Genomic DNA, 22,450 nt, shown 5'->3' on the forward strand with positions numbered 1-22,450 from the left:
GTCAGATCTCCTCGATGTCCTCGTCGTCGATCGGGACGGCGAGGAACTGGTCGACGACATCGGCCGGGTCGGCGTCCCATCCGGCGCGCGGGTCCGCTTCCGGCGGCGGATCCTGCGCGGTCACCTCGGGGTCGTCGGGTTCCTGGTAGTCCGCCGGTGTCGTCTGATCGACGAGATCCGGCTCGGACACCTCGTCCGCCGCATCGAACGCGCTGCGATCGACCATCGTGCGCTCCTCTCCGCTCGTGCACTTCGAGAATTGCCTTCCCCGATCATGCCCGAAGTCGGTGTTACCCGCTCTCGATCGTTCGACGCAGCCGCGAGATCGGTCGCGTCGATGTCGTTCCGGCGATGACTTCCGGCCGTTCGCATCGTCTGCATTGCGAGCCCGACTTCGACCCGCCCATCCTGGAAGGACTACATGCAGCCCCGTTTCGACATGGAACCCGCCACGAGCACCCTCGAGAAAGTGGTGGCCGGAATACGCGAAGACCAACTCGACGCCGACACCCCCTGCGCGGACACCTCGGTGCGCACCCTGCTCGTGCATGTCCTCGGTCTGGCCGAGGCATTCCGGCAGGCGGCCACCAAGGAATCCCTCGGCCGCTCACAGGCCCCCGACCTCGCGGCGCTGCCCGACCTGCCGCCGGACTGGCGTCCGCGCATCGCCGAGCGCCTGCGGGCGCTGACCGATGCGTGGCGCGCACCGGAGGCATGGGACGGCGAGACCGAGGCGGGCGGTGTGCGCGAAGCCGCCCCCGTCATGGCCACGGTGGCGCTCGACGAACTGGTCGTGCACGGCTGGGATCTCGCTCGCGCGACCGGTCAGCCGTTCGACTGCGCGGACGCCCACATCGAGGTGCTGCTGGAGATGCTCAGCGGCACTCCGCCCGAGGGCGTGCCCGGCCTGTTCGGTCCCTCCGTCGCGGTCTCGCACGCCGCCCCGCCCCTGCACCGGGTACTCGGCCTCACCGGCCGCGACCCGGAGTGGGCCGGGTGAATTCACGCCGATCGACACGCGCCGCGGACGGGTTCTGTAGCGACGGCCGTGGTCGGCGCTCCGGTGGTTCGGCCGCCGCCGCCGCTGTCGCACTGTCGACCTGGTAGGCGGCGGCTGCTCCCGTACCGGTCGCTCACGAGACGACGAACACTCCCGCCTCGATCGCGGCGATCACCGCTTCGGCGGCCACCACCGCCGCCGCGTCGTCGATGGGGTCTCCGCTGGCGAGCAGCCGGTAGTACAGCGGCGCGGCGACCGAGGAGAACACGGCGCGCGGATCGGTGCCGCTCGGCGCCTCCCCGCGCTCGACGGCATCGGTCACGCACGCCCCCCACTCGCGCAGTCGGATGTCGTAGAAGCGGTGCAGGGCGGTCTCGGCTTCGGGGTCGCAGGTGGCGGCGGCGATGACGGCGCGGAACAGCCTGCCTTGCCGGGGATCGGTGAGGGTGCGCGCGATCAGGCGCGCGTTCTCGGTGAGATCGCCACGCAGTGAGCCGGTATCCGCGCGCGGCACCGACTGTTCGGCCATGTCCTCGAGCAGGTCGGCGACCACCGCGGTCGGGGTGCCCCAGCGCCGGTAGACGGTCGTCTTGCCCACACCGGCTCGTGCGGCGACATCGGTCAGATCCAGGCCGGCGAAACCGCGCTCGGCCAGCAGATCGCCGGCCGCCCGCAGCACCTCGGCCCGCACCCGGGCGGTGCGGCCGCCCGGGCGCACCGAGCCGGGGGAGCGGTCATCCTCGGTCTGCGCTGGCTTGGTCATAACGGGACTCCAGTTCCATTTATAGCCATCAGGGCGTACAGTCGTCGTTGTTAACGGAACTATAATCCCTTTAGGAGGGATCATGGAGTATCGGCGACTGGGTGTCTCCGGGCTCGAGGTGCCCGCTCTGAGCTTCGGCGCGGGCACCTTCGGCGGCCGCGGCGAGTTGTTCGGCGCGTGGGGCGATGTCGACGTGGCACAGGCCAGGCGCATGGTCGACATCTGCCTGGAGGCCGGTCTGACCATGTTCGACAGCGCCGACGTGTACTCCGACGGCGCGTCCGAGGAGGTGCTGGGCGCGGCCGTCAAAGGCCGCAGGGACCGGCTGCTCATCTCGACCAAGGCCGGCTTGCCCACCGGCCCCGGTCCCAACGAGTCGGGTTCGGGCCGGGCCCGTCTGATCGCCGCGGTCGAGGGCTCGCTGCGCAGGCTCGGCGTCGATCACATCGATCTGTTCCAGCTGCACGCCTTCGACGCGCACACCCCCGTCGCCGAAGTGCTTGCCACCCTCGGAGATCTGGTGCGAGCGGGCAAGATCCGCTACGTCGGCGCGTCCAACTTCGCCGGATGGCAGCTGATGAAATCGCTTGCCGCCGCCGAGGAACACGGGCTGCCGCGCTACGTCGCCCACCAGGTGTACTACTCGCTGGTCGGCCGGGACTACGAGTGGGAACTCATGCCGCTCGGACGCGATCAGGGCGTCGGCGCGGTGGTGTGGAGCCCGCTGGGCTGGGGGCGGCTCACCGGCAAGATCCGTCGCGGCGCACCGCTGCCCGCGGGCAGCAGGCTGCACAGCACCGCCGAGGCCGGGCCGCCCGTCGAGGACGAACTGCTCTACCGGGTGGTCGATGTGCTCGACGAGATCGCCGCCGAGACCGGCCGCACCGTCGCGCAGATCGCGCTGAACTGGTTGCTGACCCGCCCGACGGTCTCCTCCGTCCTCGTCGGCGCCCGCAACGAGGAACAGCTGCGCCAGAATCTGGGCGCGGTCGGCTGGCGTCTGGACGACGAGCAGATCGCCCGCCTGGACAAGGCGAGCGCCACCACACCGCCGTACCCGTACTACCCCTACTACCGTCTCCCGGATTTCACCCGGATCAATCCGCCTGCCGTATAACGCGACTCAATACACATCGCGGACGTAGCGCTTCTCCGCGACGAGCTGTTTACGGAAGGCGATCGCGCCCTGCTCGTCGAGCTTGCCGTGGATCCTGGCCAGCGCGAGCAGGGTGTCGTCCACGTCCTTGGCCATCCGCGCGGCGTCACCACAGACATAGAAGTAGGCGCCGTCGCGAAGCCAGGACCACAGTTCCGCACCGTGCTCGATCATCCGGTGCTGGACGTAGACCCGCTCCCGCTGATCGCGGGAGAAGGCCAGGTCGAGGCGGGTCAGGAAGCCGGTGCGGAACATGTCCTCGAGTTCGCCGCGGTAGTAGAAGTTCTGCGCGGCGTGCTGGTCGCCGAAGAACAGCCAGTTGCGGCCGGTCGCGCCGAGCGCGCGGCGTTCGTGCAGGAAGCCGCGGAACGGGGCGATGCCGGTGCCGGGACCGACCATGATCATCGGCGCGGCGGGGTCCGCGGGCGGGCGGAAGTGCGGGGTGCGTTGCAGATAGATCGGCACCTCGGTACCCGCGCGGTCGGCGAGGAATGTCGAGGACACCCCGCCGCGGCGATCGTGGTCCCCGTAGCGCACCACGCCGACGGTCAGCTGTACCTCGTGCGGATCGACCAGCGGGCTCGACGAGATCGAATACTGGCGCGGCTGCAGCTTCTTCAGGGCGCCCAGCCATTCGATCAGATCCGCGTGCACCGGGAACGCGCGCAGCACGTCCACCGCCTGCCGGTCCCACAGGAAGCTCTCCAGCTCGTTGCGGTTGTCCCGGCGCAGCAGCTTGGCGAGCTGCTGGTTCGGATTGTGCCTGGCCACGAAATCCAGCAGATCCGAGCCCACCCTGGTGATGTCGTAGTGGGTGCGCAACGCCTCGGCCAGCGGCATCTCGCGCTCGTCGATCGCCACGGTCCGCCGCCCGTCCAACCCGGTCACCGACAGCCATTCCTCGACCAGATCGGGACAGTTCGACGGCCAGACGCCCAGCGAATCGCCCACCTCGTACTCCACGCCGAGCCCGCGCAGATCGAAGCCGAACCGCCTGACCTCCTTGACCGAATCCGGATGCGTGAGCGTCTCGTTGCGCACCAGCGGCGCGATGACCGGCGCGTTCCGGGTGAACAGCGCGGCCCGCCCGCCGGGCTTGGTGAGCAGCATGGTCGAGCCGCTGCCTGCGGGAGCGGAGGCCGAGGCTCCGGCCGGGTCGGCGTTGCGCCCCGCACCGGCACTCGTGCCGCCGAGAGCGCCGTGGCCCGCGGTTCTGCCGCGATGATCGGCTCCTGCGGGGGCCGTGTCGCGGAGCGCGGCTCCACCGGGAGTCGTTGCCCCGGCGAAAGTCGCCGGGGCGCCCGGAGATCCGCGCAGGGCGAGGACGACCTCGTCGAGCCAGGCTTCGGCGAGTTCCTGGTGATCGGGCTCGGAATCGACGCGCTCGAGCAGTCTCCGTGCGCCCCGTTCGGCGAGCAGAACGTCGAGTTTGCGTCCGTGGCCGCAGAAGTCGTCGTAGGACGAGTCGCCGAGCGCGAAGACCGCGTAGCGAAGGCCGGGGAAGCGGACGGCGGAGTCCGACAGGCGTTCCCAGAAGTCCACGCCGTTGTCCGGCGGCCCGCCGTCGCCGAAGGTGCTGCTGATGATCAGCACGTCGCCGGTGAGCGCGTCGAGTGCGCAGGAGTCCATGTCCAGCAGTCGCGGCGCGAATCCCTCGGCGGCCAGCCGCTCGGCGATCTCGGCGGCGATCTCCTCGGCCGTACCGGTCTGCGAGGCCCACAGCACGGTGACCGGCGCGGGCAGCGCGGCGGTGGGTTCGGTCTCCGTGCCCGCCGAGCCTTCCGTGTCGGCCCTGGGCTCGGCCACGGCGAGGCCGCGTGAGTACATGCCTGCCAGTAGCCCGTCGACCCACACCCGCCGAGATCCGGAGATCGGCGCGGCTTGCGGCAGCACGGGCGTTCCCGTGACCGGAATCGTCTGCAGCGCCGCCAGAAACCCGCCCAGATAGACGCGTTCGAGTTCGGACAGCGTCGGTGCGACCACGGTGTCCAGGCCGAGCGCGGCCGCCAGCGGATGCGGTCCGGCCCCGCCGGGACCGCCCTCGTGATCGGCAGCCGCTCGCTGTCGCGTGTCCGCCTGCCCGTCACCGGCACGCGGCATCGGCGCGACCCGGCGCAGGGACACCGCGCACTGCTTGAACTCCGGTTGCAGCGACTGCGGGTCGACCGCGTCGTTGGTCACCGCGTTGATGGTCAGGTACTCGCCCTGCTCGTCGTTCCAGTGGAAGGGCGCGAAGCAGTCACCGGGCCGCACCCGGTCGCTGACGCGGACAGGGAGCACAGCCCGGCCGCGGCGGGAGGCGATCTCGAGGTGGTCCCCGGCGCGCACGTCGAGCCGTTCGGCGTCCTGGGGATGCACCTCCACGAACGGCGCGGCGTCGAGCCTGGTGAGCTTGGCGACACGACCGGTCTTGGTCATGGTGTGCCATTGGTGTTGCAGGCGGCCGGTATTGAGCACGAAGGGATAGTCGTCGTCGGGCAGTTCGGCCGGCTCCATGTGCGGGCGGGCGAAGAACGCGGCGCGCCTGCTCGGGGTGGGGAAGGCCAGTGCGGGGCGGTGGCCTCCGGCGTCGGTGAACAGGTCCTGGCTGACGCCGTCGTTGCGATAGCGGATCGGGTTGCGCCGTTGCGCCGGGTCCGGGCACGGCCACTGCATCGGCCCCTCGGCCAGCGCGTCGTAGCTCATGCCGCGCAGGTCGTACCCGGTGCCGGGATTGGCGAAGGAGACGATCTCGTCGAAGATCTCGGCGCTGGAGGCGTAGTCGAAGCCGGGGAAGCCCATGGCGGCGGCGACCTGGGCGATCAGCTGCCAGTCCGGGCGGGCGTCGCCCACCGGGTCCACGCAGCGCCGCATCAAGGTGACATTGCGCTCGGAATTGACCATCACCGCGTCGGACTCGGCCCACAGCGTGGCAGGCAACAGCAGATCGGCGTAGGCGTTGGTGGCGGTGTCGGTGTAGACATCCTGGACGATCACCAGTTCGGCGGCCTCCAGACCGGCGATCACCGTCTTGCGGTTGGACACCGAGGCCACCGGATTCGTGCAGATGATCCAGGCCGCCTTGATCTCGCCCTCGGCCATGCCCCGGAACATCTCGATGGTGCCCGGTCCGGCCTCGGTGCGCAGCGTGCCCGGCTCGAGGCCCCACGCGGTCTCCACGAAGGCCCGGTCCGCCGCCGAGAGCAACGAGCGCTGACCGGGCAGTCCCGGTCCCATGTAGCCCATTTCGCGCCCGCCCATCGCATTGGGCTGACCGGTCAGCGAGAACGGCCCCGACCCGGTCCGGCAGATCGCTCCGGTCGCCAGATGCAGATTGCAGATCGCGTTGGTGCTCCAGGTGCCGTGGGTGGACTGGTTGAGCCCCATCGTCCACAGCGTCATCCACTCACCCGCCTCGCCGATCCAGCGGGCCGCGGTCCGGATGTCGGACTCCGCCAGGCCGGTGATCTCGGCGACCACCTCGGGCGGGTAGTCGGCCAGGAACTCCGGCATCGGGTCCCAGCCCTCGGTGTGCTCGGCGATGAACTGCTCGTCGATCGCGCCCTCGGCCACCAGCAGATGCAGCAGGCCGTTCAACAGCGCCAGGTCGGTGCCCGGACGCAGTTGCAGGAACAGGTCGGCCCTGGCGGCGGTGTCGGTGCGGCGCGGGTCGGCCACGATCAGCTTCGCGCCCGCCTTCAACCGGTCGGCCATGCGCAGGAACAGGATCGGATGGCAGTCGGCCATGTTCGCGCCGATGACGAAGAACACATCGGCGTGGTCGAGATCGTCGTAGGAGCCGGGCGGGCCGTCCGCGCCGAGGGACTGCTTGTAGCCGGTGCCCGCACTGGCCATGCACAGCCGCGAGTTCGCCTCGATGTGCTTGGTGCGCACGAAGCCTTTCGCCAGTTTCGTCGCCAGGTACTGCGCCTCCAGCGACATCTGCCCCGAGACGTAGAGCGCGATCGCGTCCGGCCCGTGCTCGTCGAGGACGGCCCGCAACCGGTCGGCGGCCTCGCGCACCGCCTCGTCGACCGGGATCGGGACCGGCACCTGGTCGCGCTGCGGACGGCGGTAGGCCGATTCCATCCGGCCCGGCGCCCGGGTGAGTTCGAGGTGGGTCGCGCCCTTGGTGCACAGCCGCCCCGCGTTGGCGGGATGCAGTTTGTCCCCGGCGACCTTGGCGATCACCGGGGCGCCGGTCACGCCGGGCGAGGTCTGCACAGTGATTCCGCACCCCACGCCACAGTACGAGCACGCCGTTCGGGCGGTACCCGGTGTGGGGTCGATGGATGCGTCCGACATGCCCTCGATCATGCGGATCTCCGATTGCGCCGGATTTACCCCGCGTTAGCGACAGATGACAATCCACCTCACCGCGCCGGATCGCGGCTGTGAGGTGTGTCCGATATCACCTGCGTCACCCCGTTCGAGCTGGTAGGCGTGGTGCCGAACGGTGTGCAGAGCGGGGAGGGGCGGGTCAGCCGAGCTTGTAACCCCGATGGAGGGCGACCACACCGCCGCTCAGATTGCGCCACTTCACCTCCGACCAGCCCGCCTCGGCCATCCGCATGGCGAACTGACGCTGGTTCGGCCAGGCCCGGATGGATTCGGCGAGGTAGACGTAGGCGTCCGGATTGCTGCTGACCGCGCGCGCCACCCGGGGCAGCGCCTTCATCAGGTACTCCATGTAGACGGTGCGGAACAGCGGCAGGACCGGCGTGGAGAACTCGGCGATCACCAGCCGGCCGCCGGGCTTGGTCACCCGCAGCATCTCCCGCATCGCCAGATCCGGGTCCGAGACATTGCGCAGGCCGTAGGAGATGGCGACCGCGTCGAAGGATTCATCGGCGAACGGCAGGGCCATCGCGTCACCGGCCACCATCGGCACCGGACGGAAACTGCCCGCCGCGAGCATGCCCTTGGAGAAGTCGGTGGCCACGCACCACGCGCCCGACTTGGCGAATTCGACGGTCGAGACCCCGGTGCCCGCGGCCAGATCCAGCACCCGCTCGCCGGGCCGCAGGTCGAGCGCCTTGCGGGTCGCCCACCGCCAGTAGCGATCCTGACCCGCCGAGATCACCGTATTGGTGAGGTCGTAGCGCTTGGCGACACCGTCGAACATCGTCGCGACTTCGTGCGGTTGCTTGTCCAGCGAGGCCCGGAACGACTCGCGCTGCTGCTCTGTCTTCGCCACCCCTCGACCCTAGTTCGGGACAGCCGGATTCGTCTCGCCGGGTGCGCGTTTCCTCCGGACGAGCCGACGAGCCGACGAGCGGGTCAGGCGGTGTGCCTGCGCCGGTCGTCGATGCCGGTGACCTCGGCGTAGTGGCCCATCAACTCCGCGCAGACCGCGGGCCAGGTGCGCCGTAGCACCGACCTGCGGGCCGCCGCGCCGAAGCGCCTGCGCAGGGACGGATCGCGTAGAGCGGAGACCGCGCTCGGCAACAGTTCTTCGAATCTGTCCACCGGCAGCAGATATCCGTTGCGACAGTGTGAGATCAGATCGCGCGGGCCGCCCGCGTCCGGGCCGATCACCGGGATTCCGGCGGCCAGCGCTTCCTGAACGCCCTGGCAGAACGTCTCGTGCTCGCCCGGATGCACCATCACGTCCAGGCTCGCGTACGCCTCGGCGAGATCGTGGCCACCCAGTTCACCGGTGAACACCGCGCCGGGCAGTACCCGGCCCAGCCGCTCCCGCTCGGGACCACCACCGACCACGACCAGCCGGATCCGCGGGTCCCCGGCCAACGCCGCCAGTCGCTCCACATGCTTCTCCGGCGCGAGCCGACCGACGAACCCGACCACCAGCCGGTCCCGACCGCGCAGCCACCGCTCCCGCAGCGCGGTGCTGCGCGCCGACGGCGTGAAGCGGGCGATGTCGACGCCTCGGCCCCAGCGATGCACCCGGGGGATGCCGTGCGCGGCCAGATCGGCCGCGGCCGCGGTGGAGGGGGCGAGGGTGCGGGTGGCGCGCAGGTGGATGCGGCGGGTCCACGCCCAAGCGGCCCTGCTCGCCGGTGCGAGACCGTAGCTGCGCGCGAACCCGGCGACATCGGTCTGATACACCGCCACCGTGGGCAGATCCAGCCGCAGCGCCGCGGACAGCCCGCCCGCGCCGAGCAGGAACGGCGAGGCCAGATGCACCACATCGGCGTCGAAATCGGCCAGCACCCCGGTGATCCCCGGCTGCGGCAGCCCCACCGGCAGCGAGCTGATCTTCGGCGCCATCACCGCGGGCACCCGGTACACCGGTACCCGCCCGTGCTCCCACGGCGCCGCGGGCTGCCCACGGACCGTGTCGGGCGCGATCACCAGCGCCTCGTGGCCGTGCCTGTCCAGATGATCGAGCACCTGGAGCACCGAATTGACGACGCCGTTCATGTTCGGCAGGAACGACTCCGAAACAATGGCTACGCGCACCCTGACAGGCTGTCGTGTCGGCGCCGCCTCCGCGTCACAGCGACATGACCGGCGCGCGAAGTTCCGGCGAACACCTGTCCGCTCACCCGCCCCCGGCAACTCCGGGCTCGCGCCGCCCCGCGCGCACCAGCAGCCACCACACCGGCAGCGCCAGCAACCAGGTGACCACGATGACCGACAGCGCGGGAATGATGGCGACCCGCACATCGCGCCCGGCGACGCGGACCAGATCGGGATCGCTGCGACTGTATTCGACCTTGATGCGCTCGCCCGCGGTGAGATTGGTCGGGTAGAGGATGCCGACCTTCGGATTGTGGGTCACGCCGTCCGGAGTGACATACACCACCGCCGAACGCAACCGGCCCGCCGAGAGCACTTCGCCGGTCGCCACGACCTTGTCCGAGGAGATCAGGTGATCGTTGCGCCACGCCGCGAACACCAGCAGCACCATGAGCACACTGACCGCCGTCGCCGCGACGAGCACCCCGGCGCGCCATCGCCGCAGCCGGGTCGTCCGCCTTTCGGACTGGCTGGTTTCCGACACGGCCACAGGCTACCGACGCACTCGGCTAGCGTGACCGCCATGTCCCGAAAAATTCGCTTCACCGTGCCGTACAGCGTTCCGGTCGATGATCTGCACCGGGCCTTCACCAGCGGCGACGCCTGGCGCACCCGCTTCGCCGAAGCCCCCACCGCGACTCTGGACGTCTCGCACCCCGACGGACCGGGCACCGCTCGCATCCATATGACCGAACGGGCCAGGAAGGACAAGATCCCCGCCCTCGTCGGCAAAGTGCTCTCCGGCGACCTCGTCTTCGACCGCACCGACAACTGGCGGGCACTGTCCGGTGAGACAGCCGAAGGCGACTTCCGGGTAGCCACCACCGGCATCACCGCCGCCATGACCGGCAGTCATCGCCTGCGCCCCACCGCCGAGGGCAGTGAACTCGAGGTCACCGGCACGCTGGAGGTGAAGGTGCCGCTGGTCGGGCGCGCCATCGAACCGCTCGCCGAACAACTGCTGCACCGGGTGCTGAACAGCGAGCGCCACTTCTTCGAACAATGGTGCACTCAACGCTCGCCGTCCTGAACCGATCGTCGCCGGCGGGCAGCCTCCCACGCGCTGCCTGCCCGATATACCGGCCCGCTCGACAGCGGCCGCGGGCATCGGGAGCAACCAGCGCGCTGACCGCGGGCTGGTTTCGCCGAGTACAGCTGGTCGCGAACCTGCGGCACCCTCGGCCCGGGCGCTGCCCGAGAGCGCTGGTCGACGGCCCCTCGGACGGTGGTCCGGCCCGGTCGGCGGCTCAGCCGAACGGCACCAGATCGTCCGCGCGCATCGACAACCGGCCCGCGGTGCGCCAGGCCCGCGCGGTCAGATCCACGTCCTCGTCGGTGACGAGATTGCCCATCACTCGAACAGCGGTGCGCTGCAAGTACTTCGAGCGCATAACCGGCGGCCCGCCGGTGGGCACCATCCGCGGATGGGTGGCCAGCCCGGCGATCCGCCGCGCTACCGAGAAGGTGCGGCCGTAGCGTTCGCGCAGCAGGTCCGGCCACAGCGCCGTGAAGTCGAGCGTGGCGAAACTCTCGGAGTCCAGGATCCGGCCGAGCATGTGCCCGCCCTCGAGCCCGTAGTCGATGCCCTCGCCGTTGAGCGGGTTCACACACCCCGCCGCGTCGCCGACCAGAACCCAGTTGCGCCCGGCCACATTCGACACCGAGCCGCCCATCGGCAGCAGTGCCGAGGCCACCGCCCGCAGTTCGCCCTCGAAACCCCATTCCTCGAAACGCTGCGAGGTGTAGTGGCGCAGCAGCGGTTTGAGCGCCACGTGCGAAGGCCGCCGCTCGGTCGCGAGCGATCCGACGCCGATATTGACCTCGCCGTTGCCCAGCGGGAACACCCAGCCGTAGCCGGGCACCAGCTCACCGTCGGCGTCGCGCAATTCCAGATGCGAAGTGATCCACTGGTCGTCGCTGCGGGCGGAGCGGATGTAGGCGCGCGCGGCGGTGCCGAAGGCGAACCGGCGATGCCAGGTACGGCCGAGCTGCTTGCCGATCGGGGAGCGCACGCCGTCGGCCACCACCAGGATGTCGCAGGTGACGGTGACGGTCTGCTCGCCGACGGTGAAGCTCACCCCGCTCACCCGCTCGCCGTCGCGGACCACCTCGACGGCCTTGGCGCCCTCGACCATCCGCGCGCCGGATTTCACCGCCGTCTCGCGCAGCTTGTCGTCGAGTTCGGTTCGGGGGACGGCGCTTCCGTAGGAGGGGAACGATCCGCCCGGCCAGGGCAGCAGCGCCTCGCGGCCGAAGCCGGTCATCCGCAGGCCGTGGTTGACGGTGTGCGCCCGTAGCCAGCCGCCGAGACCGAGCAGCTCCAATTCCTTGGTGGCGCGCGGCGTCAGACCGTCACCGCAGGTCTTGTCCCTGGGGAAGACCGCGGCGTCGGTCAGCGCGACATCGCGGCCCGCGCGCGCCGCCCACGTCGCGGCTGCCGATCCGGCCGGACCCGCGCCGACCACGAGCACCTCCACATGCTCCGGCAGGACGCGACCGGTCACGACATCGGCTGAACCCATGCGATCCATACTGGCACGCCGCACGACCAGCCCCGCGCGGCGTGTGGAAAAGTGTGCGGTAGGCCGCCGAATGGCGGTGTTCATGGGCCGCGCGGCGGGGACACGCTAGGTTCTCTACCCGTGGGGTCGGACGCGGCGCTGGGAGACGAGATGAGCACATCGGCAGTGAGCGGCTCGGAGAGTGCCTCGAGCACGGTGGTCGCCGGAGTGGAACTCGGTGACGCGGAGCTCGCCGCGACCGTGCGCAACGGCCTCGAAGAGGTCGAGAAGCTGCTGATCGCCGAACTCTCCGACGGCGCGGATTTCCTCCAGGACGCCGCACTGCATCTGGCCAAGGCCGGCGGCAAGCGGTTCCGTCCGCTGTTCACCATCCTCACCGGCCAGCTCGGCCCTCGCCCCACCGATCCGGCGCTGGTCACCGCGGGCACCGTCGTCGAACTGGTGCACCTGGCCACCCTCTACCACGACGACGTGATGGACGAGGCCACCATGCGCCGCGGCGCACCGAGCGTGAATTCCCGCTGGGGCAACAACATCGCGATCCTGGCCGGGGACTATCTCTTCGCGCACGCCTCCCGGCTCACCTCGACGCTGGGCCCCGACGCGGTGCGCATCATCGCCGAGACCTTCGCCGAACTGGTCACCGGCCAGATGCGCGAGACCATGGGCGCGCGCGAGACCCAGGACCCCATCGAGCACTACCTGCGGGTGGTGTGGGAGAAGACCGGTTCGCTGATCGCCGCCGCGGGCCGCTTCGGCGGTACCTTCTCCGGCGCGGACGCCGGACACGTCGAACGCCTGGCCCGGCTCGGTGACGTGGTCGGCACCGCCTTCCAGATCGCCGACGACATCATCGACATCTCCTCGGCCTCCGAGCAGTCCGGCAAGACGCCGGGCACCGACCTGCGCGAGGGCGTGCACACCCTGCCGGTGCTCTATGCGCTGCGCGAGGACGGCCCCGAGGCCGACCGGTTGCGTGAGCTGCTGGCCGTGCCGCCGCAGACCGACGAGGCGGTGGCGGAAGCCATCGACCTGCTCGCCCGCTCGCGCGGGATGGTGCTGGCCAAGCAGAAGCTGCGCGACTACGCCGAGCAGGCCTACACCGAACTGGCCGCACTGCCCGCGGGCCCGGCCAACGACGCGCTCGAGCAGCTCGTGCGCTACACCATCGAACGGGTCGGCTGAGCCGCCTCCCACCGTCCGGGCCGCGCGCTTGCCCCACCCGCCGCTGTGGTCGCGCGCCATTGTCCGCCTGAGCGGTCGATCCTGCCGTGACCAGCGGACATCGGCGAGCCAGGCACGCGGCGGCGCGGAACTCCGGCGCGTCGGCGATCGTTGCCATCATGTCGGCCGAGATGCCGGCGAAGCGAAGAACGGGGGACTGGCAGGAGGCACATGCACGGGCGCGGATTCGCGAACGATCTGAAGACGTTCGGCCTCATGGCGGGGCTCTCGGCGCTGATCGTGTTCGCCGGAGCCATGTTCGGCGACACCACGATCCTGATCTTCGCTGTCGTGCTGGCCGTCGCGGTGAACGGCTGGGCGTACTTCAACAGCGACAAGCTGGCGTTGAAGGCCATGCGGGCGATCCCGGTCAGCGAGCTGGAAGCGCCGGTGATGTACCGGATCGTGCGCGAGCTGGCGACCACCGCGCGCCGTCCGATGCCCCGGCTCTACATCAGCCCCACCAACGCCCCCAACGCCTTCGCCACCGGCCGCAGCCCGAGGCACGCGGCCGTCTGCTGCACCAGCGGCATCCTGCGCATTCTCGATGAACGCGAGCTGCGCGCGGTGCTGGGCCACGAACTCTCGCACGTCTACAACCGCGACATCCTGATCTCCTCGGTCGCTGGCGCGCTGGCCGCCGTCATCTCGGGCCTGGCCAACTTCGCGTTCTTCGCCGGCGCGTTCGGCGGCAACAACAACGGCGACGGCCAAGGCGGCAATGTCATCGGTGTGCTGCTCGTCTCACTGCTGGGCCCGGTCGCCGCCACCCTGGTGAAGCTGGCGGTGTCGCGCTCGCGCGAGTACGAGGCCGATCAGTCCGGCGCGGAACTGACCGGTGACCCGCTCGCGCTGGCCTCGGCCCTGCGCAAGCTCGAACGCGGCGTGCAGGCCGCTCCACTGCCGCCGGAACCGCGGCTGACCGCGCAGTCGCACCTGATGATCGCCAATCCGTTCCGGGCCGGTGAACGCGCCGCCCGGCTGTTCGCCACCCACCCGCCGATGGCCGAGCGGATCGCCCGGCTGGAGGCGCTGGCGGGCGGCGGCCGCGATCCCTACCGCACCGACTACTACCGCTGAGCGAAGGACCGCAAGCCCGCGGTAGCTCTCCCCGGGGACTAGCGGTAGTTGACGAACTGCAGGGCGATGCCGAAGTCCTCGCCCTTGAGCAGGGCGATGACCGCCTGCAGGTCGTCACGCTTCTTGCTGCTGACCCGCAGTTCGTCGCCCTGGATCTGCGCCTTGACACCCTTGGGACCCTCGTCGCGGATCTTCTTGGAGATCTTCTTCGCGTGCTCGGTGTCGATGCCCTGCACCAGCGTGCCGGTGATCTTGTAGGTCTTGCCGGAGGCCGCGGGCTCACCCGCGTCGAACGCCTTGAGCGAGATGTCGCGGCGGATCAGCTTCTCCTTGAAGACCTCGAGCGCCGCCTTGACGCGCTCCTCGGCCTCAGCGGTCAGGACGATCTTGTCCTCGCCGGACCACTCGATCGTCGCGCCGGTGCCACGGAAGTCGTAGCGGGTGTTCAGCTCCTTCTCCGCCTGATGCAGGGCGTTGTCGACCTCCTGCCGGTCGACCTTGCTCACGACATCGAATGACGAATCGGCCACACTGCGCTCCTGTTCCTCATGGGGTCCGACGACTCCACGCACCACCGGGCACACACCGGGGCCGGGAGTACGGGCGACGTCGGCACACTACCCGGAAAGTTCTTCCCCCCGAAACGCGACACCTGCCCCGTCGGCACGGCGTTGGCCAGCCGGTTTGCATTCCGGACGGGGGTTCGTTGTATTCTGCTCCACGCACCGGCAACGGTGGCACGGCAGGTTGCCCGAGCGGCCAATGGGAGCAGACTGTAAATCTGTCGGTGAAAGCCTACGTAGGTTCGAATCCTACACCTGCCACAAGATCGGCAGAGAGCCCCGCGAGCGAGAAATTCGCTTGCGGGGCTCTTCTGATTTAGGAGCTCCGCCGGGTGTTTTTCGCCTCGCCGGCCGGCTCCGCTCGGCTCGCGTCGTGCGCCGGAAAGGTCCGGCCCCCGGTCGGCTCGGCGGGGCCGGAACGCCCCGGAGGCCCCGAAACGGCCGGTGGCAACGGCGGATCGCCTCCCCGGGATGCCCGCTCACAGCTACCGAAAAATGTCTCTGACCAGCCGATTTGTAACTCACCGTGGCGTGTGTGTAATCTCTTTCAAGACGTCGCCGCCCCGGAGTCGCGAAGAGTGACAACGGAGCGGATGTAGTCATGCCCCCTTAGCTCAGTCGGCAGAGCGTTTCCATGGTAAGGAAAAGGTCAACGGTTCGATTCCGTTAGGGGGCTCGCCGGATTGCCGGTGGTGTCCGACTCGGCAACCTCGCCGCGGCGTCGCCGACGGCAGACCGCGCACAAGGCGGTGTAGCTCAGGCGGTAGAGCAAACGACTCATAATCGTTGTGTCGCCGGTTCGAGTCCGGCCATCGCTACCCATACTGATTATTCAGGTCGACCCGGAAAGAAGGCATAGTCGTGGCCGCGAAGTCCACCGATGTCCGGCCAAAGATCACCTTGGCCTGCGAGCAGTGCAAGCACCGCAACTACATCACCAAGAAGAACCGGCGTAACGACCCGGATCGGCTGGAACTGAAGAAGTTCTGCCCGAACTGTGGCACGCATCGCGCACATCGCGAATCCCGCTGAACTTCTCACGCGTGACATCCTCCGCGTGAACGCAAGGGCCGGACGGCATCGTCCGGCCCTTAGCGCTGTCTGCGGTAGGGTGCGACACAGGTGAACGCCCCCGCCGACCCCCGGCTGTGGGGTCAGATAGGTACAGTCCCCTCGTGACAACGAACACCGGTACACAGCAAGCGGTCCAGGCGAGCGAAGAGGTCTTCGACGCCGCGGCACACGCGGCGGCCATGGTCGGTCACCACTACCGCGTCGACGACTACTACGAAGTCGGTCGCGAGAAGGTCCGTGAGTACGCCCGGGCCGTGCAGGACTACCACCCGGTGCACTGGGACGAGAGCGTCGCGCAGGACTACGGCTACGACGGCCTGGCCGCTCCGCTCACCTTCATCTCCCTGGTCGGCATCCTGGCCCAGCGCAAGCTGTTCGAAACGGTCGTCACCGGCTACGACCTGAGCCAGATCATGCAGACCGACCAGATCCTGGAATTCCACCGCCCGATCCGGGTCGGCGACCAGCTGACCTGCGACGTGCACCTGCACTCGTTCCGGCAGGCGTTCGGCGGCGACATCATCGTCACCAAGAACATCGTGACGGCGCAGAACGACGAGCTGGTGCTCACCACCTACACCACTCTCGTCGGACGCAGCGGCGCCGACATCGACCCGAACCTGGCGCACGCGGTGCGCAACGTGCTCATGCACGGGATCGGCCCCGAGGAGCCCGAGCACCACCCGCGCGGCGATCGACCGCTGGGCGAGGTGCCGAGCACGCCGTCGGTGCCCGTCGTCAGCGTGCCCGAGCCGTTCGTGAGCAAGCGCGCCCGCGCCTTCGACGAGGTCTCCGCCGGCGACGAGCTGCCCGCTCGACTGGTGCGGCTGACTCGCGGCGATCTGGTCAACTACGCGGGCGTGTCCGGCGACGCGAACCCGATCCACTGGAGCGACGAGGTCGTCAAGCTGGTCGGCCTCGACGACGTGGTCGCCCACGGCATGCTGACCATGGGCCTCGGCGGCGGCTTCATCAGCTCCTGGCTGGGGGACCCCGGCGCGGTCAAGGAATACAACGTGCGCTTCACCAGCCCGGTGTTCGTGCCCGCCGATTCCGCCGCCGAGGTCGAGTACACCGGCAAGGTGAAGTCGGTGGATCCCGAGACGCGCACCGCGGTGATCGCCATCGTCGCCAAGTCCGCGGGCAAGAAGATCTTCGGCCGCGCGACCGCGACCGTGCAGCTGTCCTGAGCAGCCGATAAGTGCTCGCTGACCTGCTGTATCGGCCGGGAGGCGGGCCGGATTGGCTATTGCGCGGGTCGGTAAGTACACTCGGGAACCTGGGGTCACCAGCCGCTGCGCGCTGCTCTGTGGGGCTGGTTCCTACGGGAGCCGGCTACCGCCGACGCGGCGCGCGTGTTGTGTAGGGTGCCTCCAGGAAAATTGAATATCGAACGGTGGTTGGACAGCTGTTCCACACGGTCCAACCGAAGGGGCGTAGCTCAACTGGCAGAGCAGCGGTCTCCAAAACCGCAGGTTGCAGGTTCAAGTCCTGTCGCCCCTGCCCTTTTGCCAGCGACGAGAGAGGATCGACGTGAGCGACGAGCGGGACACTCGCCACGGCGCGCATGCGGCCGACAATGGCGATGGCACCGCCGAGGTGAACCGGCCGAGCGGCAAGCGTTCGGCCCGGCGGACCCGCTCCGGCTCGTCCTCCTCGGTCGAAACCGGTGCGATCGCCACGATCGACCGGTCGTCGAACAAGGCGAACAAGTCTGCCGGCAAGGCCACACGCGAAGGAACGGGTAACCCGTTCAAGCGGCTGATGAAGTTCCTGCGAGAGGTCATCGCGGAACTGCGCAAGGTGATCTGGCCGAGCCGGAAGCAGATGGTCACCTATACGAGCGTTGTTCTGGTGTTCGTGACCTTCATGGTCGCGTTCATCTGGGGGTTGGATCTGGCGTTCATCAAGGGTGTCGACTGGCTGTTCGGCTGAGGCCGAACTGTACGGTCGACGGTGAGGCTGTTCGGCCGACGCCGACGCCGTAGCCGATCCCCGGGGCGGACCGGCGGAGGAATGTCCGCCGTGCCCGGCCCGGCACGCAGAGGATGTACGTGACGACACAGGAAGCGAGTGCCCCAGTGAGCACCCCGGAGAACGACACCAACGCCGAGTTCCCGGTCGACGACGTGGTGGCCGAGCAGGCCCGCGACGAGGTGGACGACGCGGCGCCCGCCGAGGAGCCTGTGGCCGATGACGCTGAGCCCGCGGACGCGGTGCCCGCTGCCCCCGAGGAGCCGGCCGATCCGGTCACCGAGATGAAGGCCGCGCTGCGCCGCGCCCCGGGCGACTGGTACGTCATCCACTCCTACGCCGGCTACGAGAACAAGGTGAAGGCCAACCTCGAGACCCGCGTGCAGAACCTGGACCTCGAGGACTACATCTTCCAGGTCGAGGTGCCGACCGAAGAGGTCACCGAGATCAAGAACGGCCAGCGCAAGAACGTCAACCGCAAGGTGCTGCCCGGCTACATCCTGGTGCGCATGGAGCTCAACGACGAATCCTGGGGCGCGGTCCGCAACACTCCCGGCGTCACCGGCTTCGTCGGTGCCACCTCCCGGCCCTCGCCGCTGTCCATCGACGACGTGGTGAAGTTCCTGGTGCCTGCCTCGCAGCAGAAGAAGGCGCCCGCCGCCGCTGCCGCGAGCGCCGAGTCCGGTGCCGGAGCCGAGGTGGCGACCAAGCCGGTCATCGAGGTCGACTTCGAGGTCGGCGAGTCGGTGACGGTGATGGACGGCCCGTTCGCGACGCTGCCCGCCAGCATCTCCGAGGTCAACGCCGAGCAGCAGAAGCTCAAGGTGCTCGTGTCGATCTTCGGCCGCGAGACCCCGGTCGAGCTGGCCTTCACTCAGGTCGCGAAGATCTAGTTGCTTCCGTCGCGGCCTTGGCGGCCTGCGACGGGATGGTTCGGCCCGCGCCGCGGGTTCGACTTACGCGAGGCTTGCACACAGCAAGGACACCAACACCTAGGAAAGAAAGATGCCCCCCAAGAAGAAGAAGCTCGCCGGGATCATCAAGCTTCAGATCCAGGCCGGTCAGGCGAACCCGGCTCCGCCGGTGGGCCCCGCTCTCGGTCAGCACGGCGTCAACATCATGGAGTTCTGCAAGGCGTACAACGCCGCGACCGAGTCGCAGCGTGGCAACGTCATCCCGGTCGAGATCTCGGTGTACGAGGACCGGTCGTTCGACTTCAAGCTGAAGACGCCGCCCGCCGCCAAGCTGCTGCTCAAGGCCGCAGGCGTGCAGAAGGGCTCGGCCGAGCCGCACCGCCTCAAGGTCGCCACGGTGACCATGGACCAGGTGCGCGAGATCGCCAAGACCAAGATGGAAGATCTCAACGCCAACGACATCGATCAGGCCGCGAAGATTATCGCGGGCACCGCTCGCTCGATGGGCATCACCGTCGAGGCGTGAGCCCGACACGATGCCGGGCGTGAGCCCGACACGATGCCGGGCGTGAGCCCGACACGACGCTGAGGCGTGAGCCCGACACGAACGCGTTGGGCAAGAACTCGGTGGGAGGGTCGGCCAGACCCGTGAACCACTTCTGAACCACGAAGGACAGACAATCATGGCAAAACGAAGCAAGGCGTACCTCGCCGCGGCCGAGAAGGTCGATCGCGACAAGCTCTACTCCCCGCTGGCCGCCGCGCGGCTGGCCAAGGAGACCGCCACCACCAAGACCGACGCGACCGTCGAGGTCGCCGTCCGTCTCGGTGTGGACCCCCGCAAGGCCGATCAGATGGTTCGCGGCACCGTGAACCTGCCGCACGGCACCGGTAAGACCGCCCGCGTCATCGTGTTCGCGGCCGGCGAGAAGGCTGCCGAGGCCGAGGCGGCGGGCGCCGACGCGGTGGGCGCCGAGGATCTGATCGAGCGCATCCAGGGCGGCTGGCTGGACTTCGACGCCGCGATCGCCACCCCGGACCAGATGGCCAAGGTCGGCCGCATCGCGCGTGTCCTGGGCCCGCGCGGTCTGATGCCGAACCCGAAGACGGGCACGGTCACCAACGACGTGACCAAGGCCGTCAACGACATCAAGGGCGGCAAGATCAACTTCCGCGTCGACAAGCAGGCCAACCTGCACTTCGTCATCGGCAAGGCGTCCTTCGACGACGCCAAGCTGGTGGAGAACTACGGCGCCGCGCTGGACGAGATCCTGCGCGTCAAGCCCTCCACCGCGAAGGGCCGCTACGTCAAGAAGGTGACGGTCTCGACGAACACCGGACCGGGCATCCCGGTGGACCCGAACCGCACCCGCAACCTCCTCGACGAGGACGCGTGAGCGCCGACAGGTAACCCCTGATCCGTCCGTGAGGGTGGGAACGCTGCTACAGCGTTCCCACCCTCACGGCGTTTCGGCGGGAGTAACCGGCCGTGCCGTCCGGTTGATCTCGGTATGACCGAACCCCAGACATCCGGTTCCGTGACATCGGCCTCCGTGACATCGGCCTCCGTGGCACCGGGCTTGCCGTCCAGCTCTGCGACGTCCAGCGCGGTGACATCCGGCGCGGTGACGCCGCGGATTCTGCTGATCTCCGGAAGCACCCGCGAGGGCTCCACGAACACCGCCGCCCTGCGCACCGTCGCCGCGGATGCTGCCGGAGGGGTGCACGTCCAGCTCTACGGCGGGCTGCGCGAGCTGCCCGCTTTCGTGCCGGGCGCCGACCCGGGGCAGTTCCCCGCCGTCGTCGCGCTGCGAGCCGAATTGGCTTGGGCCGATGCGGTATTGATCTCGACCCCGGAGTACGCGGGCACCTTGCCCGGTGCGATGAAGAACCTGCTCGACTGGACCGTGGGCACCGCCGACCTCTACGAAAAGCCGGCGGCTTGGCTCGTGGTGGCCCCGCCGGGACGCGGCGAGGGTGCTACCTCGACCTTGGCGAGCGTGCTCGGCTACGTCGGTGCGCAGGTGGTGGAGGCGGCCTGTCTGCGCAGCCCGGTCCTCGCCTCCGATATAGGCGACGACGGCCTGGTGACGAGCACCGCATTCCGCAGCGTCGCCGCCGATGCGGTGAACGCGCTTGCGGCACAGGCCATCACAGTGCCGACCGCGCGCGGTTGACGACGTACCCGTGATGCCGTGGATGGGGTCGGAGCGCCCGACGCCGACCCGTTTTGGCAGATGAGGGGGCTACCGGGTACTCTGATCGGAAGTTGTCGACATGTTCGATCGCTACCCAATCCGTTCTACCGAAGACCGTTGGTCGCCGTGCCCGTGAGGGTTCGGTCGAAGGTCCGGCATTGCGCCGGCGGCCCACGCAGGGAGAGCCGAGGCTGGGAGCCCCGTTCGAGTGCGAGCTCGTGACAGGTCTTTCTGATGCGCCCCGGAACGCTCTGCGTCCGGGGCGTTCGTGTTGCCGGGGACTTTCCCGCAGCAGACTCCCGCGGTGATCGGTAGGGGGAGACACCAACCGAGCATCAGAGAGGAGGCGAAGTATGGCAAAGGCTGAGAAGGTCACCGCGGTCGCGGAGATCGCTGAGCAGTTCAAGAGTTCGACGGCCACCGTGGTCACCGAATACCGTGGCCTGTCCGTCGGCAAGCTCACCGAACTGCGGCGTGCGCTCGGTGACGAGGCCACCTACTCCGTCGCCAAGAACACCCTGGTCAAGCGGGCGGCCGCCGAGGCGGGCGTCGAGGGTCTGGACGAGCTGTTCGTCGGTCCCACCGCGATCACCTTCATCACGGGTGAGCCGGTCAACGCGGCCAAGGCGCTCAAGACCTTCGCGAAGGACAACAAGGCACTCGTCATCAAGGGCGGCTACATGGACGGCGCTGCGCTGTCCGTCGCCGAGGTGGAGCAGATTGCCGACCTGGAGACCCGCGAGGTCCTGCTGGCCAAGCTGGCCGGTGCGCTGAAGGGCAACCTGGCGAAGGCTGCCGGTCTGTTCAACGCTCCCGCGTCGCAGGTGGCCCGCCTGGCCGCCGCGCTCGAGGAGAAGAAGCGGACCGAAGGCGGCGCGGAATAATTTCCGCGAATAAAAACCCCCTGCATACTTTTAAATCGAAAGGAACCAACAATGGCCAACGTTGACGAACTGCTCGAGACCTTCGGCAACATGACCCTGCTCGAGCTGTCGGACTTCGTCAAGAAGTTCGAGGAGAAGTTCGAGGTCACCGCCGCTGCTCCGGTCGCCGTCGCCGCCGTCGGTGGCGCTGCCGCTCCGGCCGAGGCCGCCGAGGAGCAGGACGAGTTCGACGTCATCCTCGAGGGTGCCGGCGACAAGAAGATCCAGGTCATCAAGGTGGTCCGTGAGATCGTCTCCGGCCTGGGCCTGAAGGAAGCCAAGGACCTGGTCGAGGGTGCCCCGAAGCCGATCCTGGAGAAGGTCGCCAAGGATGCCGCCGAGGCCGCCAAGGCGAAGCTGGAAGAGGCCGGCGCCAAGGTCTCCGTCAAGTAATTCCGCCGAATTACTTCTACGGGCGGTCCCCAGTGCGGGGGCCGCCCGTTCGCCATTTTCCAGGTGGAATACGCAATTCGCGGCATCGGCGTGGTTACTCTTCGGTCAGGTAGCGGTGTGCACATCACATCGATGCGTTAGAGTGACCGAACCCACTGTGACGTGACGCACCGATCGTCATTCGTGTACCCGGTGGGGGGCTCG

General features: G+C 68.9%; 22 protein-coding genes and 4 tRNA genes. 18 read left to right on the plus strand and 8 right to left on the minus strand.

Going from position 1 to position 22,450, the window contains the following annotated elements:
* Position 1 precedes the first annotated feature (1 nt).
* Positions 2 to 226: an Rv3202a family protein gene (locus NS3_RS19550; RefSeq protein ID WP_067861748.1), complete on the minus strand. Its 225-nt coding sequence runs from the start codon at positions 224 to 226 to the stop codon at positions 2 to 4.
* A 195-nt stretch (positions 227 to 421) separates the two neighbouring features.
* Here NS3_RS19550 and NS3_RS19555 point away from each other — a divergent pair, with 195 nt between their 5' ends.
* The gene (locus NS3_RS19555) at positions 422 to 1,000 is read left to right on the plus strand and encodes a TIGR03086 family metal-binding protein (RefSeq protein WP_067861751.1); all 579 of its coding nucleotides are present in this window, start codon (positions 422 to 424) and stop codon (positions 998 to 1,000) included.
* Positions 1,001 to 1,133: 133 nt separating this feature from the next.
* Here the strand turns inward: NS3_RS19555 and NS3_RS19560 are convergent, their stop codons facing one another.
* The gene (locus NS3_RS19560) at positions 1,134 to 1,763 is read right to left on the minus strand and encodes a TetR/AcrR family transcriptional regulator (RefSeq protein ID WP_067861754.1); all 630 of its coding nucleotides are present in this window, start codon (positions 1,761 to 1,763) and stop codon (positions 1,134 to 1,136) included.
* A gap of 82 nt (positions 1,764 to 1,845) precedes the next feature.
* On the opposite strand from NS3_RS19560, the gene NS3_RS19565 reads away from it, so the two are divergent.
* Positions 1,846 to 2,880 (plus strand): aldo/keto reductase, encoded by a 1,035-nt coding sequence (locus NS3_RS19565; protein ID WP_067861757.1) that lies wholly within the window; start codon positions 1,846 to 1,848, stop codon positions 2,878 to 2,880.
* A gap of 6 nt (positions 2,881 to 2,886) precedes the next feature.
* Here the strand turns inward: NS3_RS19565 and NS3_RS19570 are convergent, their stop codons facing one another.
* From NS3_RS19570 to NS3_RS19585, 4 genes are all read right to left on the minus strand, one after another.
* Positions 2,887 to 7,203 (minus strand): bifunctional nitrate reductase/sulfite reductase flavoprotein subunit alpha, encoded by a 4,317-nt coding sequence (locus NS3_RS19570; protein ID WP_157101426.1) that lies wholly within the window; start codon positions 7,201 to 7,203, stop codon positions 2,887 to 2,889.
* Between the two features lie 175 nt (positions 7,204 to 7,378).
* The gene (locus NS3_RS19575) at positions 7,379 to 8,095 is read right to left on the minus strand and encodes a demethylmenaquinone methyltransferase (RefSeq protein WP_067861762.1); all 717 of its coding nucleotides are present in this window, start codon (positions 8,093 to 8,095) and stop codon (positions 7,379 to 7,381) included.
* An 83-nt stretch (positions 8,096 to 8,178) separates the two neighbouring features.
* Complete coding sequence (locus tag NS3_RS19580; RefSeq protein ID WP_067861766.1) at positions 8,179 to 9,321, minus strand: glycosyltransferase family 4 protein; 1,143 nt, start codon at positions 9,319 to 9,321, stop codon at positions 8,179 to 8,181.
* Between the two features lie 82 nt (positions 9,322 to 9,403).
* Positions 9,404 to 9,865 carry a DUF3592 domain-containing protein gene (locus tag NS3_RS19585; protein ID WP_067861862.1) on the minus strand — a complete coding sequence of 154 codons (462 nt, stop codon included), beginning with the start codon at positions 9,863 to 9,865 and terminating at the stop codon, positions 9,404 to 9,406.
* Between the two features lie 39 nt (positions 9,866 to 9,904).
* Between NS3_RS19585 and NS3_RS19590 the strand changes: the two genes are divergently transcribed.
* Positions 9,905 to 10,411 carry a DUF2505 domain-containing protein gene (locus NS3_RS19590; protein WP_067861769.1) on the plus strand — a complete coding sequence of 169 codons (507 nt, stop codon included), beginning with the start codon at positions 9,905 to 9,907 and terminating at the stop codon, positions 10,409 to 10,411.
* A gap of 217 nt (positions 10,412 to 10,628) precedes the next feature.
* Here the strand turns inward: NS3_RS19590 and NS3_RS19595 are convergent, their stop codons facing one another.
* Positions 10,629 to 11,903, minus strand: coding sequence for a geranylgeranyl reductase family protein (locus tag NS3_RS19595; protein WP_067861866.1), 1,275 nt, complete (start codon positions 11,901 to 11,903; stop codon positions 10,629 to 10,631).
* 150 nt (positions 11,904 to 12,053) lie between these two features.
* Here NS3_RS19595 and NS3_RS19600 point away from each other — a divergent pair, with 150 nt between their 5' ends.
* Both NS3_RS19600 and htpX read left to right on the plus strand, forming a co-directional pair.
* The gene (locus NS3_RS19600; RefSeq protein ID WP_067861773.1) at positions 12,054 to 13,088 is read left to right on the plus strand and encodes a polyprenyl synthetase family protein; all 1,035 of its coding nucleotides are present in this window, start codon (positions 12,054 to 12,056) and stop codon (positions 13,086 to 13,088) included.
* A gap of 210 nt (positions 13,089 to 13,298) precedes the next feature.
* Positions 13,299 to 14,207, plus strand: a complete 909-nt coding sequence (gene htpX / locus NS3_RS19605) for a zinc metalloprotease HtpX (protein WP_067861776.1) — start codon at positions 13,299 to 13,301, stop codon at positions 14,205 to 14,207.
* A gap of 38 nt (positions 14,208 to 14,245) precedes the next feature.
* Here htpX and NS3_RS19610 read toward each other — a convergent pair whose 3' ends face one another.
* Positions 14,246 to 14,737 (minus strand): YajQ family cyclic di-GMP-binding protein, encoded by a 492-nt coding sequence (locus tag NS3_RS19610; RefSeq protein WP_040798797.1) that lies wholly within the window; start codon positions 14,735 to 14,737, stop codon positions 14,246 to 14,248.
* Between the two features lie 211 nt (positions 14,738 to 14,948).
* Between NS3_RS19610 and NS3_RS19615 the strand changes: the two genes are divergently transcribed.
* The 13 genes from NS3_RS19615 (at position 14,949) to rplL (ending at position 22,246) form a co-directional block, all read left to right on the plus strand.
* Positions 14,949 to 15,031, plus strand: a tRNA-Tyr gene (locus NS3_RS19615).
* 342 nt (positions 15,032 to 15,373) lie between these two features.
* A tRNA-Thr gene (locus NS3_RS19620) sits at positions 15,374 to 15,446 on the plus strand.
* Between the two features lie 69 nt (positions 15,447 to 15,515).
* Positions 15,516 to 15,588: transfer RNA gene (locus NS3_RS19625), tRNA-Met, on the plus strand.
* Between the two features lie 43 nt (positions 15,589 to 15,631).
* Positions 15,632 to 15,802 (plus strand): 50S ribosomal protein L33, encoded by a 171-nt coding sequence (gene rpmG, locus NS3_RS19630; protein ID WP_011211653.1) that lies wholly within the window; start codon positions 15,632 to 15,634, stop codon positions 15,800 to 15,802.
* A 143-nt stretch (positions 15,803 to 15,945) separates the two neighbouring features.
* Positions 15,946 to 17,034 carry a fused (3R)-hydroxyacyl-ACP dehydratase subunits HadA/HadB gene (locus NS3_RS19635; protein WP_067861779.1) on the plus strand — a complete coding sequence of 363 codons (1,089 nt, stop codon included), beginning with the start codon at positions 15,946 to 15,948 and terminating at the stop codon, positions 17,032 to 17,034.
* A gap of 240 nt (positions 17,035 to 17,274) precedes the next feature.
* A tRNA-Trp gene (locus NS3_RS19640) sits at positions 17,275 to 17,347 on the plus strand.
* A gap of 30 nt (positions 17,348 to 17,377) precedes the next feature.
* Complete coding sequence (secE, locus tag NS3_RS19645; RefSeq protein ID WP_067861782.1) at positions 17,378 to 17,779, plus strand: preprotein translocase subunit SecE; 402 nt, start codon at positions 17,378 to 17,380, stop codon at positions 17,777 to 17,779.
* A 146-nt stretch (positions 17,780 to 17,925) separates the two neighbouring features.
* On the plus strand, positions 17,926 to 18,711 hold the full coding sequence (gene nusG / locus NS3_RS19650) for a transcription termination/antitermination protein NusG (protein WP_067861785.1): 786 nt from the start codon (positions 17,926 to 17,928) through the stop codon (positions 18,709 to 18,711).
* A gap of 112 nt (positions 18,712 to 18,823) precedes the next feature.
* Positions 18,824 to 19,258, plus strand: coding sequence for a 50S ribosomal protein L11 (rplK, locus tag NS3_RS19655; protein ID WP_067861788.1), 435 nt, complete (start codon positions 18,824 to 18,826; stop codon positions 19,256 to 19,258).
* A gap of 157 nt (positions 19,259 to 19,415) precedes the next feature.
* Entirely contained in the window at positions 19,416 to 20,129 is a 714-nt protein-coding gene (gene rplA / locus NS3_RS19660) for a 50S ribosomal protein L1 (protein ID WP_040798787.1), read from the plus strand.
* Positions 20,130 to 20,357: 228 nt separating this feature from the next.
* Positions 20,358 to 20,909, plus strand: a complete 552-nt coding sequence (locus tag NS3_RS19665) for an NADPH-dependent FMN reductase (protein ID WP_245649698.1) — start codon at positions 20,358 to 20,360, stop codon at positions 20,907 to 20,909.
* Between the two features lie 374 nt (positions 20,910 to 21,283).
* Entirely contained in the window at positions 21,284 to 21,814 is a 531-nt protein-coding gene (gene rplJ, locus NS3_RS19670) for a 50S ribosomal protein L10 (RefSeq protein ID WP_067861795.1), read from the plus strand.
* Positions 21,815 to 21,865: 51 nt separating this feature from the next.
* The gene (gene rplL / locus NS3_RS19675; RefSeq protein WP_040798782.1) at positions 21,866 to 22,246 is read left to right on the plus strand and encodes a 50S ribosomal protein L7/L12; all 381 of its coding nucleotides are present in this window, start codon (positions 21,866 to 21,868) and stop codon (positions 22,244 to 22,246) included.
* Positions 22,247 to 22,450 lie beyond the last annotated feature (204 nt).

This window comes from Nocardia shimofusensis NBRC 100134, assembly GCF_001613125.1.
GTDB classification, from domain to species: Bacteria; Actinomycetota; Actinomycetes; order Mycobacteriales; family Mycobacteriaceae; genus Nocardia; species Nocardia shimofusensis.

Bases quoted from the DNA above. Each gene is read 5' to 3' on its own strand.
- NS3_RS19550 (WP_067861748.1), bottom strand. From the start codon at position 226: ATGGTCGATCGCAGCGCGTTCGATGCGGCGGACGAGGTGTCCGAGCCG.
- NS3_RS19555 (WP_067861751.1), top strand. From the start codon at position 422: ATGCAGCCCCGTTTCGACATGGAACCCGCCACGAGCACCCTCGAGAAA.
- NS3_RS19560 (WP_067861754.1), bottom strand. From the start codon at position 1,763: ATGACCAAGCCAGCGCAGACCGAGGATGACCGCTCCCCCGGCTCGGTG.
- NS3_RS19565 (WP_067861757.1), top strand. From the start codon at position 1,846: ATGGAGTATCGGCGACTGGGTGTCTCCGGGCTCGAGGTGCCCGCTCTG.
- NS3_RS19570 (WP_157101426.1), bottom strand. From the start codon at position 7,203: ATGTCGGACGCATCCATCGACCCCACACCGGGTACCGCCCGAACGGCG.
- NS3_RS19590 (WP_067861769.1), top strand. From the start codon at position 9,905: ATGTCCCGAAAAATTCGCTTCACCGTGCCGTACAGCGTTCCGGTCGAT.
- NS3_RS19595 (WP_067861866.1), bottom strand. From the start codon at position 11,903: ATGGGTTCAGCCGATGTCGTGACCGGTCGCGTCCTGCCGGAGCATGTG.
- NS3_RS19600 (WP_067861773.1), top strand. From the start codon at position 12,054: ATGAGCACATCGGCAGTGAGCGGCTCGGAGAGTGCCTCGAGCACGGTG.
- htpX (WP_067861776.1), top strand. From the start codon at position 13,299: ATGCACGGGCGCGGATTCGCGAACGATCTGAAGACGTTCGGCCTCATG.
- rplK (WP_067861788.1), top strand. From the start codon at position 18,824: ATGCCCCCCAAGAAGAAGAAGCTCGCCGGGATCATCAAGCTTCAGATC.
- rplA (WP_040798787.1), top strand. From the start codon at position 19,416: ATGGCAAAACGAAGCAAGGCGTACCTCGCCGCGGCCGAGAAGGTCGAT.
- rplJ (WP_067861795.1), top strand. From the start codon at position 21,284: ATGGCAAAGGCTGAGAAGGTCACCGCGGTCGCGGAGATCGCTGAGCAG.
- rplL (WP_040798782.1), top strand. From the start codon at position 21,866: ATGGCCAACGTTGACGAACTGCTCGAGACCTTCGGCAACATGACCCTG.